Origin of the sequence: Enterobacter sp. RHBSTW-00994 (genome assembly GCF_013782625.1) — a bacterium.
Classification (GTDB): Bacteria; Pseudomonadota; Gammaproteobacteria; order Enterobacterales; family Enterobacteriaceae; genus Enterobacter.
In genome coordinates, this window is record NZ_CP056199.1 from 4841036 (window position 1) to 4855554 (window position 14519).

The 14519-nt window shown below is 51.4% G+C and carries 12 protein-coding genes; 5 read left to right on the forward strand and 7 right to left on the reverse strand.

Features of this window, described 5'->3' with window-relative positions; translation table 11 throughout:
* Window position 1: 1 nt before the first annotated feature.
* From rbsK to kup, 6 genes are all read right to left on the reverse strand, one after another.
* Window positions 2–931: a ribokinase gene (gene rbsK / locus HV346_RS23075; protein WP_181623861.1), complete on the reverse strand. Its 930-nt coding sequence runs from the start codon at window positions 929–931 to the stop codon at window positions 2–4.
* A gap of 108 nt (window positions 932–1039) precedes the next feature.
* Window positions 1040–1930 carry a ribose ABC transporter substrate-binding protein RbsB gene (gene rbsB, locus HV346_RS23080; protein ID WP_014072425.1) on the reverse strand — a complete coding sequence of 297 codons (891 nt, stop codon included), beginning with the start codon at window positions 1928–1930 and terminating at the stop codon, window positions 1040–1042.
* Window positions 1931–1957: 27 nt separating this feature from the next.
* Entirely contained in the window at window positions 1958–2923 is a 966-nt protein-coding gene (gene rbsC / locus HV346_RS23085; RefSeq protein ID WP_181621575.1) for a ribose ABC transporter permease, read from the reverse strand.
* A 4-nt stretch (window positions 2924–2927) separates the two neighbouring features.
* Complete coding sequence (rbsA, locus tag HV346_RS23090; RefSeq protein ID WP_181623862.1) at window positions 2928–4433, reverse strand: ribose ABC transporter ATP-binding protein RbsA; 1506 nt, start codon at window positions 4431–4433, stop codon at window positions 2928–2930.
* A 7-nt stretch (window positions 4434–4440) separates the two neighbouring features.
* Window positions 4441–4860, reverse strand: a complete 420-nt coding sequence (gene rbsD / locus HV346_RS23095; protein ID WP_181621576.1) for a D-ribose pyranase — start codon at window positions 4858–4860, stop codon at window positions 4441–4443.
* Window positions 4861–5077: 217 nt separating this feature from the next.
* Window positions 5078–6946, reverse strand: a complete 1869-nt coding sequence (gene kup, locus HV346_RS23100) for a low affinity potassium transporter Kup (RefSeq protein WP_181621578.1) — start codon at window positions 6944–6946, stop codon at window positions 5078–5080.
* A gap of 222 nt (window positions 6947–7168) precedes the next feature.
* On the opposite strand from kup, the gene ravA reads away from it, so the two are divergent.
* Complete coding sequence (ravA, locus tag HV346_RS23105) at window positions 7169–8665, forward strand: ATPase RavA (protein WP_181621579.1); 1497 nt, start codon at window positions 7169–7171, stop codon at window positions 8663–8665.
* Window positions 8659–10110, forward strand: a complete 1452-nt coding sequence (viaA, locus tag HV346_RS23110; RefSeq protein ID WP_181621580.1) for an ATPase RavA stimulator ViaA — start codon at window positions 8659–8661, stop codon at window positions 10108–10110. The genes ravA and viaA overlap by 7 nt, the downstream gene beginning before the upstream one ends.
* On the opposite strand, the gene asnA is transcribed toward viaA, so the two are convergent.
* Complete coding sequence (gene asnA, locus HV346_RS23115) at window positions 10111–11103, reverse strand: aspartate--ammonia ligase (protein WP_181621581.1); 993 nt, start codon at window positions 11101–11103, stop codon at window positions 10111–10113. It lies immediately after the preceding gene.
* 150 nt (window positions 11104–11253) lie between these two features.
* Here asnA and asnC point away from each other — a divergent pair, with 150 nt between their 5' ends.
* The 3 genes from asnC to mnmG all read left to right on the forward strand — a co-directional run bounded on the left by asnC (window position 11254) and on the right by mnmG (window position 14516).
* Window positions 11254–11712 carry a transcriptional regulator AsnC gene (gene asnC / locus HV346_RS23120; RefSeq protein ID WP_023333916.1) on the forward strand — a complete coding sequence of 153 codons (459 nt, stop codon included), beginning with the start codon at window positions 11254–11256 and terminating at the stop codon, window positions 11710–11712.
* Window positions 11713–11802: 90 nt separating this feature from the next.
* Window positions 11803–12252: an FMN-binding protein MioC gene (gene mioC / locus HV346_RS23125; protein ID WP_181621582.1), complete on the forward strand. Its 450-nt coding sequence runs from the start codon at window positions 11803–11805 to the stop codon at window positions 12250–12252.
* A 374-nt stretch (window positions 12253–12626) separates the two neighbouring features.
* Window positions 12627–14516 carry a tRNA uridine-5-carboxymethylaminomethyl(34) synthesis enzyme MnmG gene (mnmG, locus tag HV346_RS23130; protein WP_181621583.1) on the forward strand — a complete coding sequence of 630 codons (1890 nt, stop codon included), beginning with the start codon at window positions 12627–12629 and terminating at the stop codon, window positions 14514–14516.
* The last annotated feature ends 3 nt before the right edge of the window (window positions 14517–14519 follow it).

The following is a 14519-nucleotide window of genomic DNA, read 5'->3' on the forward strand; positions in this document are numbered from 1 at the left end:
GTTACCCCTGCTGACTCAAGAATTCATCAATCTCTTTGCGCCACGGAACAGAAGGTTGAGCCCCTTTGCGCGTGACCGCTATTGCCGCGGCAGCATGTGCGAAACGGATTGCGCTATCTAAAGATGACCCTTCCAGCAACGCGGTAACCAGCGCCCCATTAAAGGTATCGCCTGCTGCAATGGTATCGATAGCTTTGACCTTAAAGCCAGGAACCCGGCGACCTTCGCCGTTTACACTTGCCCAGACACCACGACTACCGAGCGTGATGATTACCGTACTGATGCCTTTATTGTGCAACGCCTGAGCCGCATGTGCTGCGTCTTCGTCGTTTTCAACACGGATCCCCGTCAACTTTTCAGCTTCGGTTTCGTTAGGTGTGATGATGTCCACCAGCGCCAGTAATTCATCTGATAATACACGGGCAGGCGCGGGATTAAGTACGACAGTGGTATGATTTTCATGCGCTATTTTGGCTGCCGCAAGCACACTCTCGACAGGTGATTCCAGTTGCATCAGCAGAGCTTCAGCACTGGCAATCATGTCACGCTGCGCCTCTACACGTTCGAGAGTCAGCGCCGCATTGGCCCCGGCATGAATACCGATAACATTCTCACCTTCCGCGTTAACAAAAATCAGCGCTACCCCGGTAGATTCCCTTTCAACCACGCTTACCGGAGCGATATCAATATTGTCGCTTGCCAGCTGTTTACGTACTCGCTCACCGGTGTCGTCATCACCCGTACAGGCGATAAAAGCAATCTTTGCACCGCTGCGCCCGGCAGCTACGGCCTGGTTAGCGCCTTTGCCGCCGAAAGCGACCTGGTATTGATTGCCTGTGACGGTTTCACCCGGAGTGGGGAACGTTTCAAGGTTAAGAATGTGATCGGCATTGATGCTGCCAAGGACGACGAGGTTGCCTGCGGTTTTCATGTATGAGGTGTCCATCTGAGAGCGCCACCGGTGTTACCCGGTGGCGTATGCCACACTTTTCTTTTATATGGTGTCCCTCAGGCCGCAACTGGCGACCTGAATCGCCTATTACTGCTTGATGACCAGTTTCAGGTCAACTGGATATTTGGCCTGAACTTTTTCGCCCTTCAGCACTTTGTCTGCAGTCTGTACGCCTGTTGCGCCGATCTGCTCTGGCAACTGAGCGATGGTCGCAGCCAGTTTGCCATCATTTACTGCTTTTTCACCATCTGGAGTGCCATCAAATCCGACAACCATCACATCAGATTTACCGGCAGTCTGCAGCGCACGCAGTGCACCCAGCGCCATTTCATCGTTCTGTGCGAAAACAGCCTGCACGTCCGGATGCGCAGTCAGCAGGTTCTGCATTACGTTCAGACCTTTAGTACGGTCGAAATCTGCGGGTTGGCTGGCCAGAACATTAAACTTGTGTGCGGCAACAGCCTGCTGGAAACCTTCACCACGCTCACGCGCAGCAGACGTACCGGCAATCCCTTGCAGTTCGATAACTTTCGCACCTTCACCGGCTTTCTTCGCGATGTAATCACCCGCAATTTTGCCGCCCAGCACGTTATCTGACGCAATGTGGCTAACGACTTCACCTTTAGAAGCCTGACGGTCCAGGGTAATGACCGGAATTTTCGCCTGGTTAGCCATCTTAACGGCGTTACCCACGGCATCGGAATCAGTCGGGTTGATCAACAGAATTTTAGTGCCACGAACAGTTAAGTCCTGAACGTTAGCCAGCTCTTTCGCCGGGTTATTCTGAGAATCCAGCACAACCAGGTTGTAACCCAGCTTGTCCGCTTCTTTCTGTGCGCCATCCTTCAGGGAAACAAAGAATGGGTTGTTCAGCGTGGAGATGACCAGCGCGATGGTGTCTTTTGCCATTGCGTTAGCACTTACAGTTGCGCTCAGCGCGACAGCAGAAACCAGGGTAGCCAGTTTTTTCATGTTCATATCAGAGATGTCCTGTAGTGTCGTCAGTTACTGTTTTTTGTTGTCTACCAGTACCGCCAGCAAAATTACCACCGCTTTAACGATCATCTGGTAATAGGAGGAAACACCTAATAAATTCAAACCATTATTCAAGAAACCGAGAATCAGTGCGCCGATCAATGTCCCAACAATACGACCTTTACCACCCGCGAGACTCGTCCCACCCAGCACAACGGCTGCAATGGCATCCAGCTCATAACCCGTACCCGCTGTCGGCTGCGCAGAAGAGAGACGCGCTACTTCGATAATACCGGCAAGCGATGCCAGCAAACCGCACAGCGAATAGACGATAATTTTGACTTTATTGACGCTGATACCGGACAGACGTGTCGCCGCCTCGTTACCGCCCAGCGCATAGATATAACGACCCATACGCGTGTGGTGCAGCATGTACCAAGCTGCCAGGAAGACAATACCCATGATCCAGACTGGCGTCGGGATACCCAGTGGGCGACCGATACCGAACCAACCAAACAGATCGGCATTGTCCGTAAAGCCGGTATTCACCGGGCTTCCATTGGTGTACACCATCGTCACGCCACGCAGCAGCAGCATCATGACCAGCGTCGCAATGAATGCCTGTACACGACCTTTCGCCACGATCACCCCGGTAACAGCACCAATCGCCGCGCCAGCTACCAGTGCAGCTGCAACGGCCACCAGCGCGTTGACTTCAATCCCTACAATTGAAGCGGCAATCGCACCGGTGAGCGCCAGCAGGGAACCGACGGACAGATCGATACCCGAAGTCAAAATCACCAGCGTCATCCCAACCGCCATAATGGCGTTAACGGAGGTCTGCTGAAGAATGTTGAACAGGTTATTTACGGTAAAAAAGTTAGGGCTCATGGTGGAGACAATCGCGATCAGCACCAGCAGGGCAATCAGCGATTTTTGTTCCAATAGCCATGCCTTAGTGAAATAACGGCGACCAGAAACAGCCTGGGTAGTCATCTTCTTACTCCTGATTCACGCGATTAAGCTTGCCCACAGCGGCAGCCATCAGAACTTCCTGGGTGGCCTGCTCGCGAGTGAATTCACCGCCGAGATGCCCTTCATGCATAACGATAATACGATCGCTCATGCCTAATACTTCTGGCATCTCCGATGAGACCAGAATGATGCTCAGGCCGTCGGCCTTAAACTGATTTATAAGCTGATAAATCTCTTTCTTAGCACCCACATCAACACCGCGGGTTGGCTCATCAAGGATCAGCACTTTCGGGCGCGTCATCAGGCCACGAGCTATCGCCACTTTTTGCTGATTACCGCCAGACAACAGGCCAATCGCCTGATCCATCGATGGCGTTTTCACATTAAAGAGGCGAATAAAATCGCTTACCGCTTGCTGCTCATCTTTATGCTTCAGGCTACCGCCGTTATGGCTGAAGTAGCGTAGCGCGGTGAGAGACATGTTCTCTTTCACCGACATACCGAGCACTAAACCGTCACGTTTACGGTCTTCAGAAATATAGACGATGCCATTTGCCAGGCCATCTTGTGGAGAGCGAGTGACTACTTCATGACCATCGAGAGTGACATAACCACTGGTACGTGGCAGTGCGCCATACAGCACCTTCATCAACTCGGTACGGCCAGCCCCCATTAAGCCAGCGACCCCCAGGATTTCACCCTGACGCAGCGTAAAGGAGACATCATGCACACCAGGCCCGCAGAGATTATCGACCTTGAGACGGATGTCACCAGGTGCTTTATCGAGACGCGGATACTGATCTTCAAGTTTACGCCCCACCATCATTTCAATGAGGGAATCTTCGGTTAACGAGGCAACCTCACGCTCGGCAATAAACTGCCCATCACGGAACACGGTGACGTCGTCGCAGATTTCAAATATCTCTTTCATACGGTGAGAGATATAGACAATCCCGCGCCCCTGCGATTTCAGCTCGCGGATAACACGGAACAAGGATTCGGTTTCGGTATCGGTAAGCGCGTCCGTCGGTTCATCCATAATGATGACCTTCGACTCAAAGCTGAGCACTTTGGCGATCTCGACCATTTGCTGATCGCCAATGGAGAGATCCCCCACCAGCCTGTCGCTCTTAAAGCGCAGATTCAGCTTCGACAGCAGCTTGTCTGCTTCGGCATACATCGTTTTCCAGTCGATTTTGCCAAATCGGTTTACGAACTCGCGTCCGAGGAAGATGTTTTCAGCAATGGTGAGCTGCGGGATCAGGTTCAGTTCCTGATGGATAATGCCGATACCCGCTTCCTGAGACGACTTGGGGCCGTTGAAGGTGGTTTCTTTACCCAACCATGACAAGGAACCCGCATCGCGTTGATAGATGCCGGTGAGCACTTTCATCATGGTGGATTTGCCCGCGCCGTTTTCACCTACCAGCGCCATGACACGCCCGGAGTAGACATTTAACGCAGCACCGGAGAGCGCTTTTACGCCAGGGAACGACTTATCGATCCCTTTGAGTTGCAATAATGCGTCCATGATGGCCTCAGAACGTGACGCCAGCACAGAGAATGATATTCGCATACGGGGAACACTCCCCGCTGCGAATCACCGCCTGACTGTCTGCGGTTTGTTGTTTGAACTGTTCGTGCGTTGTGTAACGAATTTCTATGGTGTTTCCCTGGTGTTGTTGCAGTTGCTCAATATGGCTGAGCAACGTTTCGTGGAGTTGCGGATTATGTTGTTTAATCTCCGTAGCGAGAATGGCCGTCTCAACCTGCATCTCCGCGGTAACCACTTCCAGTACCTGCATAAACGACGGAACACCTTGCGTTAATGCCATATCAATACGGGTTGTACTGCGCGGAACTGGCAAGCCTGCATCGCAAACCACCAGCGTATCGGTATGCCCAAGACGGGAAATAACCGATGAGATTTCAGAATTGAGTACTGTGCCTTTCTTCATTTTCTTGCTCCACTAGCGAAACGTTTCGCTGAAATCAGTTTAGTCTCAAGAGTGTTCATAAAACCATCACGACGTAACAGATTTGTGATCAACGTCGAAACGTTTCGCTAAGTGAAATATGAAGAGAGGGGAGGAATGTCAAACAGCAGAGGGAAGGCAACGGTCTTTGGACAAGACTGGCCGGGTATGCAAAGCACTACCCGGCCTTTTTAGTGATTTAAATTTCGACTTGAGTACCCAGTTCAATCACACGGTTAGGTGGAATTTCAAACTGGTCTGGCGCACGTAGGGCATTGCGTTGCAGAATCAAATACAACTTGCCACGCAGACGCAGATACCATGGTCGTTTACCGATAATCAGCGACTCATGCGACATAAAGAACGAAGTCTCCATCATGCGGCAGCTTAAGCCTTCAAGGCCACAACGGTGGAACACCTCTTCCACATTTGGCGTTTCGCGCCAACCGTAGCTGGCCACCACGCGCCAGAACGTCGGCGATAGCTGTTCAATCTGCACACGGCGTACGTTGTGCACATACGGCGCATCTTCAGTACGCAACGTCAGCAGAATGACGCGCTCATGCAGCACTTTGTTGTGTTTGAGGTTATGCATTAGCGCAAAGGGAATCACGTTCAACGCACGGGACATATATACCGCCGTGCCTGGCACTCGAACCGGCGGAGATTTCTCCAGAGACGCAATCATCGCTTCCAGAGAGTTACCGTGCTCATGCATACGGCGCAACAGCCGGAAACGCTCGCTCTTCCACGTCGTCATGACAATGAACATGACCAGTCCCAGCGTCAGCGGTAACCAGCCACCCGAGACGATCTTATCGAGGTTAGCAGAGAACAGAGGAACATCGATGCACAGGAAGCCCACTAGAATCATCGCTACAAGGAATTTATTCCAGTGCCAGTTTCGGTACGCCACTGTGGTGGAAAGAATAGACGTCAGTACCATGGTTCCCGTCACGGCAATACCGTATGCCGCAGCCAGGTTACTGGAGTGTTCAAAGCTGACAATCACAATCACCACGGCAAAATAGAGCAACCAGTTAATGAAAGGAATGTAGATCTGACCCGACTCCATTTCAGAGGTATGGATAATCCTCATTGGAGAGAGATAGCCCAGACGAACAGCCTGACGCGTCAGTGAGAAGACACCGGAAATCACCGCCTGAGATGCAATGACCGTCGCCAGAGTGGCGAGGATCAACATCGGAACCAAGGCCCAGTCGGGCGCCAGCAGGAAGAAGGGGTTTTTAATGGCCTCCGGATGTTTAAGCAACAACGCCCCCTGACCAAAGTAGTTCAGCACCAGCGAGGGCAGAACCACCGAAAACCAGGCCACGCGGATCGGCAGCTTACCAAAGTGCCCCATGTCCGCATACAGCGCTTCAACACCCGTGATAGAAAGCACCACTGCACCCAGTGCCACAAACGAAACTACTTTATATTCCAGGAAGAAATTCACCGCCCAGAGAGGATTCAGCGCATGCAACACTTCAGGGTTGGCAATAATACTGCGTAAACCCAGAGCAGCCAGGATCAGGAACCAGGCCAGCATGATCGGCGCGAACAGCTTACCCACCAGCCCTGTGCCATGTTTCTGAATTGCAAACAGCAGTGTCAGAACAATGATAGCGAGCGGCACAACCCAGGTATCGAGCTGCGGCGCAATAATCTCAAGCCCTTCTATTGCCGACAGAACCGAAATGGCAGGCGTAATCACGACTTCCCCATAGAAGAAGCTGCCGCCAATCAGGCCGATGATAACCAGGACCGACGTCATTCTGGCTGAGGTATTCCGCCCAGCAAGCGACATCAGCGTCAGAATACCGCCTTCACCGGCGTTATCCGCACGCATAACAAAAGATAAATATTTAACTGAAACAACAAGGATCAGCAGCCAGAAAATGAGTGACAAAAAGCCAAAAACGGCATCTCGTTCAACTCCAAAACCAAACTGACCGGACAGACATTCACGAAGCGTATAAAGCGGGCTGGTGCCGATATCACCGTAGACAACCCCGATAGCCGCAAGCGTTATTGCGGGTAATGATTGCTTATTATCAGTGCTCATAGACTAGTCTTTTCGTTTGTATAACAAATGTGTGCTTAGTCCCTTGGCCCACAAAAAGCGCACAGTATGCACGATTAATTGCAAAATCGTACCCCTAAATGCAACCACGTTAATGTAGCGCAAAGAAAATAGCGCCGCACTTCAGTCTATTACCAGCCCTGACCGAAACGTCTATACTCGCTTCAATTGGCCGCCACAACGGCGAAAGGATGCAAAACTATTATGGCTCACTCACATTTATTAGCAGAAAGAATTTCCCGCCTCAGCAGTGCGCTGGAAAAAGGCCTTTTCGAGCGTAGCCACGCGATCCGCCTGTGTTTGCTGGCGGCGTTAAGCGGCGAAAGCGTCTTTTTGCTCGGTCCTCCGGGTATTGCGAAAAGTCTGATTGCCCGTCGGCTTAAATTTGCCTTCCAGAACGCACGTGCGTTCGAATACCTGATGACCCGATTCTCGACACCTGAGGAGGTATTTGGCCCCCTCTCCATCCAGGCACTAAAAGATGAAGGGCGTTATCAGCGTCTGACGGAAGGCTATCTTCCTGAAGCTGAAATAGTCTTCCTCGATGAAATCTGGAAAGCAGGTCCTGCGATCCTGAATACCCTGCTGACCGCAATAAACGAACGGCGATTCCGAAATGGCGCATACGAAGAAAAAATCCCGATGCGTTTGCTGGTGGCTGCGTCGAATGAACTCCCGGAAGCTGACAGCAGCCTTGAAGCGCTGTATGACCGAATGTTGATACGCCTGTGGCTGGATAAAGTGCAGGATAAATCGAACTTCCGTTCCATGCTGATAAGCCAACAGGATGAGAATGAAAATCCGGTATCGGCTTCACTTCAGGTGACTGACGAAGAGTATCACCAGTGGCAGAAGGATATCGGGAAGATCGCACTCCCGGATGCCGTCTTTGAGCTCATTTTCATGCTGCGCCAGCAACTTGATTTGCTACCCTCAGCACCGTATGTCTCTGATCGTCGCTGGAAAAAAGCGATTCGCCTGTTGCAGGCAAGTGCCCTGTTTAGTGGCCGCGAAGCCGTCGCCCCTATCGACCTGATCCTGCTGAAAGATTGCCTGTGGCATGACGCAGAGGGCATGAATCTGATGCAACAACAGCTTGAAATATTGATGACCGGACACGCCTGGGGACAGCAATCGATGCTCAATCAACTCGGCGCAATTGTGCAGAGACGCATCCAGCTCCAGCAACAACAAAGTGATAAAACCGCGCTGAAAGTTAACCGCCTCGGCAGCATGTTTGCCCGTAAACCACACTACGAACTGCCCATTGAATTGACAAATGCTTCACTGACGCTGTTGCTTCAGCAGCCTCTGAAGCTCCACGATATGCAGGTGGTTCACATCACCATTGAGCGCGATGCTCTGACGCTGTGGCTCGACAAAGGTGGTGAGATCCGCGGCAAACTCAACGGTATTGGCTTTGCGCAACCCCTCAATCTGGAGGTCGATAGCAGCCAGCATCTGGTGATCCGCGATGTCAGTTTGCAAGGATCGCGTCTTGCGCTTCCGGGAACGGCGTCTGATAACGTGCCTGACGAGATCAAACAACAGCTTGAAGCCCTGGATACCGAATGGCATCAGCAACATACACGCTTCAGCGAACAGCAAAAATGCCTCTTTATCCACAGTGACTGGTTAGGTCGCATCGAAGCCAGCCTGCAGGATGTCAGCGCACAGATCAAACAGGCGCGTCAATGCTAACGCTGGATACGCTCAATATGATGCTGGCGGTCAGCGAGGAAGGTTTGATCGAGGAGGTTGTCATTACGTTGCTGGCTTCGCCGCAGCTGGCCGCTTTCTTTGAAAAGTTTCCAAAACTCAAAAAAGCGATGACCGACGATCTCCCCCGCTGGCGGGATAACTTGCGACAACGTTTCAAAGAAACCGAAGTCCCTACGGAACTGACAGAAGAAGTTGCCAGCTATCAGCAGTGCCAGCGGCTTTCAACGCCGCAGTTTATCGTCCAGTTACCGCAGACACTGGCGCTTCTCGACAAAGTACATTCCCCGTTTTCCAGCCAGGCCAGGGCGTTGGTGACAGACAACGCCACCTTTACATCGGCTCTGCATACACTGTTTTTGCAGCGCTGGCGGCTCAGTCTGGTGGTTCAGGCAACGACCCTTAACCAGCAACTTCTGGATGAAGAGCGTGAGCAGTTGCTCAGCGAAGTTCAGGAACGTATGACGCTGAGCGGCCAGCTTGAGCAGGTGCTGGTGGAAAATGAAAACGCCGCCGGTCGCCTCTGGGATATGAGTGCCGGACAGTTACGGCGTGGTGATTATCAGTTGATCGTCAAATACGGAGATTTCCTGGCACAGCAACCAGAATTGATGAAACTGGCTGAGCAGCTTGGTCGCTCCAGAGAGGCAAAATCGGTTCCAAAGAAAGACGCGCCGATGGAAACCTTCCGTACCCTGGTGCGTGAACCCGCCACCGTGCCAGAACAGGTCGATGGCTTGCAGCAAAGCGATGATATTTTGCGCCTCCTGCCAACAGAGCTCAGTACGCTGGGGATGACTGAACTGGAATATGAGTTTTACCGCAGGCTGGTGGAGAAGCAACTGCTGACCTACAGGCTGCACGGTGAAGCCTGGCGCGAGAAAATCAGCCAACGGCCTGTTGTGCATCAGGATTTTGATGAACAACCGCGCGGCCCCTTTATCGTCTGTGTTGATACATCGGGATCAATGGGCGGTTTTAACGAGCAGTGCGCCAAAGCATTCTGTCTGGCCCTGATGCGCGTGGCACTCGCCGACAGACGACGCTGCTTCATTATGCTGTTCTCCAGCGAAGTCGTAGGGTATGAACTGACGGGACTACAGGGTATTGAGCAAGCAATCCGCTTTTTAAGCCAGCGCTTTCGCGGTGGGACCGATCTGGCCAGCTGTTTTCGTAGCATTGTCGAACGTATGCAAGGCGGAGACTGGTACGACGCAGATGCGGTCGTGATTTCTGATTTTATTGCCCAGCGACTGCCAGACGAGGTGGTCAGTAAGGTTCAGGAGCTACAGCGAATACATCATCATCGTTTTCATGCCGTAGCCATGTCAACACATGGAAAACCCGGCATCATGCGCATTTTCGATCACATCTGGCGCTTTGATACCGGGTTACGTAGCCGCCTGCTTAGACGCTGGCAACGGTAATTAAAGAAGAGAACTGACGCTTTCGCGCACCTGCTGCGGCCATACGCCACACTGAACCTGACCAATATGCGGCAGTTGCAGCAGTAACATCGTCAGACGAGACTGACCAATCCCACCGCCAATCGTCTGAGGCATTTCACCGCGCAGCAACGCCTGATGCCACTCCAGCTGCAAACGGTCGTCATCGCCGGTCAGTGCCAGTTGACGTTTCAGGGCTTCAGCATCAACACGGATCCCCATTGAAGAAAGCTCAAATGCATCTTCAAGTACCGGGTTCCAGACCAGAATGTCTCCGTTCAGACCAGCTAATTCCCTCTCACCCGCTGTACTCCAGTCGTCGTAATCCGGCGCACGGACATCGTGACGTTTACCGTCCGACAACTTGCCACCGATTCCCATCAGGAATACAGCACCCAGCTCTTTCGCAATGGCGCGTTCGCGACCTTTGGCATCCAGATCCGGGAAGCGGCTCAACAAATCCTGACTATGAACAAAATGGATCGTTTCCGGCAAAAACGGGGTTAGCCCAAACTCTTTACTCACTGCGGTTTCGGTGGCTTTGATCCCGGCGTAGATCGCTTCAACGGTTGATTTCAGCGTGCCGACATGGCGTTCCCCATCGCCCATGACGCGTTCCCAGTCCCACTGGTCAACATAGACAGAGTGAATGGGGGAAAGGCGATCTTCATCGGGGCGAAGGGCTTTCATGTGCGTGTAGAGCCCTTCGCCCGCGCTGAAGTCGTGTTGTCCCAGTGTCTGACGCTTCCATTTAGCCAGTGAATGAACAACTTCAAACTGAGCATCTGGCAGCGTTTTCACCTTTACCTGTACCGCTTTTTCGCATCCAGAAAGGTTATCCTGCGTCCCATCACCTACCCGGCTTAAGATCGGAGCCTGAACTTCAATAAGACCAAGCTTATCTTCCAGCTGACGAGAAAAATGGGATTTAACGAAACTGATCTGGCGTTGTTTTGCGATATAAGCGGTTTTCATTTTTATACTCCTGCGTCCTGTTGATATTGATTAAGCAACAAAAACGGCACTGAATTCAATAATCAAACAACAAAAAGCCACCTTCACTTTTGAATCATCAAAATATGGCGCTAAAATAGAGAACTTCATCAATCACCATAAGAAAAACCTATGGAAAATTATCAGATCGACAATCTGGACCGGGGCATTCTTGAAGCGCTCATGGCAAATGCCCGCACGGCGTATGCCGAACTGGCAAAGCAATTTGGCGTAAGCCCTGGGACAATTCACGTTCGTGTGGAGAAAATGAAACAAGCGGGGATTATTACCGGTGCACGAATTGATGTCAGTCCAAAGCATCTGGGCTACGACGTTTGCTGTTTTATTGGCATCATTCTAAAAAGCGCCAAAGACTATCCTTCTGCTCTGGCTAAGCTAAATGCGCTGGATGAGGTGACGGAAGCCTATTACACCACCGGACACTACAGCATCTTTATAAAGGTGATGTGTCGATCCATCGACGCGCTTCAACAGGTACTTATCAACAAGATCCAAACAATTGATGAAATACAATCCACCGAGACCCTGATCTCACTGCAAAACCCGATCATGCGTACCATTCGCCCGTGATCGGGCATTTTAATTCCCACATTTTCCACAGGTAGATCCCAGCTCATTCACAGCGTACAATAATCGCCTCTTTATATGAGCGAGCGATCAATGGCAGACATTACTCTCATCAGTGGCAGCACTCTTGGCGGCGCAGAATACGTCGCAGAACATCTGGCCGAGAAACTGGAAGATGCGGGTTTTTCCGCAGAGACCTTGCACGGGCCATTACTGGAAGATCTTCCGACTGATGGGATCTGGCTGCTGATCACGTCTACACACGGTGCTGGCGACATTCCTGATAATCTGCAACCGTTTTACGACGAACTGCTGGAACAACAGCCCAACCTGGCAAACGTACGCTTTGGTGCTATCGGAATCGGCAGTCGTGAATATGACACCTTCTGCGGTGCTGTAGATAAAGTAGAAGAAGCAATGAAGTCATGTGGAGCAAAACAACTCGGCGAAACGCTGAAGATCAACATCCTCGATCATGACATTCCAGAGGATCCAGCAGAAGAATGGCTGGACGAATGGAAAAATTTACTCAAAAACGATTAAAGATCGCGCAAACAGATGTGGATAACTCTGGTTAAAAGCTCGTATTAACCCGTAGTTATCCAAAGAACAACTCTGACACTGTTTTAGCCCTGTGCATAAAGTGCCGTTTTGATCCCAGCTTATACTGCCCAGGATCACCGATCACTCACAGCAAACGATCCTTTCTAACCGTATGATCTTATTTATGAGATCGGACTTATCCACAAAGGTCTGCGATCCTAATAAGAGATCACAATAGAACAGATCTCTAAATAAAGAGATCTTCTTTTTAATAGCCCAGGATCCCGATGCTTCCTCGAAAGACGAAAGTTGAGTAGAATCCACAGCCCGGGCATCAATCCATTTTCTTACCGCTTTACGCGAGGCAGATCACCATGTTTTATCAGGATCCTTTTGACGTCATCATCATTGGCGGGGGTCATGCAGGCACTGAGGCCGCAATGGCCGCAGCGCGTATGGGTCAACAGACCCTGCTTTTGACACACAATATCGACACGCTGGGACAAATGTCCTGTAATCCGGCGATTGGCGGCATTGGGAAAGGACACCTGGTAAAAGAAGTGGATGCACTTGGCGGGCTGATGGCGAAAGCGATCGATCAGGCGGGTATTCAGTTTAGGATACTAAACGCAAGTAAAGGCCCCGCAGTTCGGGCTACCAGGGCACAAGCTGACCGTGTGCTTTATCGGCAGGCTGTTCGTACCGCTCTGGAGAATCAACCCAATTTGATGATCTTCCAGCAAGCGGTGGAAGATCTGATCGTCGAGAACGATCGCGTCGTTGGTGCAGTAACCCAGATGGGTCTTAAATTCCGCGCTAAAGCGGTTGTACTCACCGTAGGCACATTCCTGGATGGTAAAATTCACATCGGTCTGGATAACTACAGCGGTGGTCGCGCTGGTGATCCACCATCCATTCCGCTCTCTCGTCGTTTACGTGAACTGCCATTGCGCGTTAGTCGACTGAAAACCGGCACACCACCACGCATTGATGCGCGTACTATCGATTTTAGTGTGCTGGCACAACAGCACGGCGACAACCCGATGCCGGTATTCTCGTTCATGGGAAATGTTGCGCAACATCCGCAGCAAGTACCGTGCTATATCACGCACACCAACGAGAAAACCCACGACGTAATTCGTAATAACCTCGATCGTAGCCCGATGTACGCTGGCGTGATCGAAGGGATCGGGCCACGTTATTGTCCATCGATCGAAGACAAAGTGATGCGCTTTGCCGATCGTAACCAGCATCAGATCTTCCTGGAACCGGAAGGACTGACCTCTAACGAAATTTACCCGAATGGCATCTCCACCAGCCTGCCATTCGATGTACAGATGCAAATTGTTCGCTCAATGCAAGGCATGGAGAACGCAAAAATTGTTCGTCCTGGCTACGCTATTGAATATGATTTCTTCGACCCACGAGATCTGAAGCCGACTCTGGAAAGCAAATTTATCCACGGGCTGTTCTTTGCTGGTCAAATTAACGGTACTACCGGTTACGAAGAAGCTGCTGCGCAGGGCCTGCTTGCAGGGCTCAATGCTGCGCGCTTCTCTGCCGAGAAAGAGGGTTGGGCGCCAGGCCGTTCTCAGGCCTATCTGGGTGTACTGGTCGATGATTTGTGCACTCTGGGAACAAAAGAGCCGTACCGTATGTTCACTTCTCGTGCCGAATACCGGCTGATGCTACGTGAAGACAACGCGGATCTCCGCCTGACTGAAATGGGGCGCGAGCTGGGTCTGGTGGATGATGAACGTTGGGCGCGCTTCAACCAGAAACTGGAGTTCATTGAAACAGAGCGCCAGCGTCTGAAATCAACCTGGGTCAACCCGTTAGCAGAATCTGCTGCTGAAGTGAACGCTCACTTAACTGCGCCATTGTCGCGTGAAGCCAGCGGTGAAGATCTGCTTCGCCGCCCTGAAATGACGTATGAACATTTAGTTCAGTTGGCGCCATTTGCGCCGGGTCTTGATGATACTGAAGCCGCTGAGCAGGTTGAAATTCAGGTTAAGTACGAAGGCTACATTGCTCGTCAGCAAGATGAGATCGAAAAACAGCAGCGAAACGAAAATACGCTGCTGCCAGAAATGCTGGACTATCGTCAGGTTACTGGGCTTTCTAACGAAGTGATCGCGAAGTTAAACGATCACAAACCTGTGTCGATTGGCCAGGCATCACGCATCTCAGGCGTTACACCTGCCGCCATTTCCATTTTGCTGGTATGGCTTAAAAAGCAAGGTATGCTGCGCCGTAGCGCCTAATAT

Excerpts from the sequence above, each read along its gene's own strand:
- rbsK (WP_181623861.1), bottom strand. The coding sequence starts at position 931 with ATGAAAACCGCAGGCAACCTCGTCGTCCTTGGCAGCATCAATGCCGAT.
- rbsB (WP_014072425.1), bottom strand. The coding sequence starts at position 1,930 with ATGAACATGAAAAAACTGGCTACCCTGGTTTCTGCTGTCGCGCTGAGC.
- rbsC (WP_181621575.1), bottom strand. The coding sequence starts at position 2,923 with ATGACTACCCAGGCTGTTTCTGGTCGCCGTTATTTCACTAAGGCATGG.
- rbsA (WP_181623862.1), bottom strand. The coding sequence starts at position 4,433 with ATGGACGCATTATTGCAACTCAAAGGGATCGATAAGTCGTTCCCTGGC.
- rbsD (WP_181621576.1), bottom strand. The coding sequence starts at position 4,860 with ATGAAGAAAGGCACAGTACTCAATTCTGAAATCTCATCGGTTATTTCC.
- kup (WP_181621578.1), bottom strand. The coding sequence starts at position 6,946 with ATGAGCACTGATAATAAGCAATCATTACCCGCAATAACGCTTGCGGCT.
- ravA (WP_181621579.1), top strand. The coding sequence starts at position 7,169 with ATGGCTCACTCACATTTATTAGCAGAAAGAATTTCCCGCCTCAGCAGT.
- viaA (WP_181621580.1), top strand. The coding sequence starts at position 8,659 with ATGCTAACGCTGGATACGCTCAATATGATGCTGGCGGTCAGCGAGGAA.
- asnA (WP_181621581.1), bottom strand. The coding sequence starts at position 11,103 with ATGAAAACCGCTTATATCGCAAAACAACGCCAGATCAGTTTCGTTAAA.
- asnC (WP_023333916.1), top strand. The coding sequence starts at position 11,254 with ATGGAAAATTATCAGATCGACAATCTGGACCGGGGCATTCTTGAAGCG.
- mioC (WP_181621582.1), top strand. The coding sequence starts at position 11,803 with ATGGCAGACATTACTCTCATCAGTGGCAGCACTCTTGGCGGCGCAGAA.
- mnmG (WP_181621583.1), top strand. The coding sequence starts at position 12,627 with ATGTTTTATCAGGATCCTTTTGACGTCATCATCATTGGCGGGGGTCAT.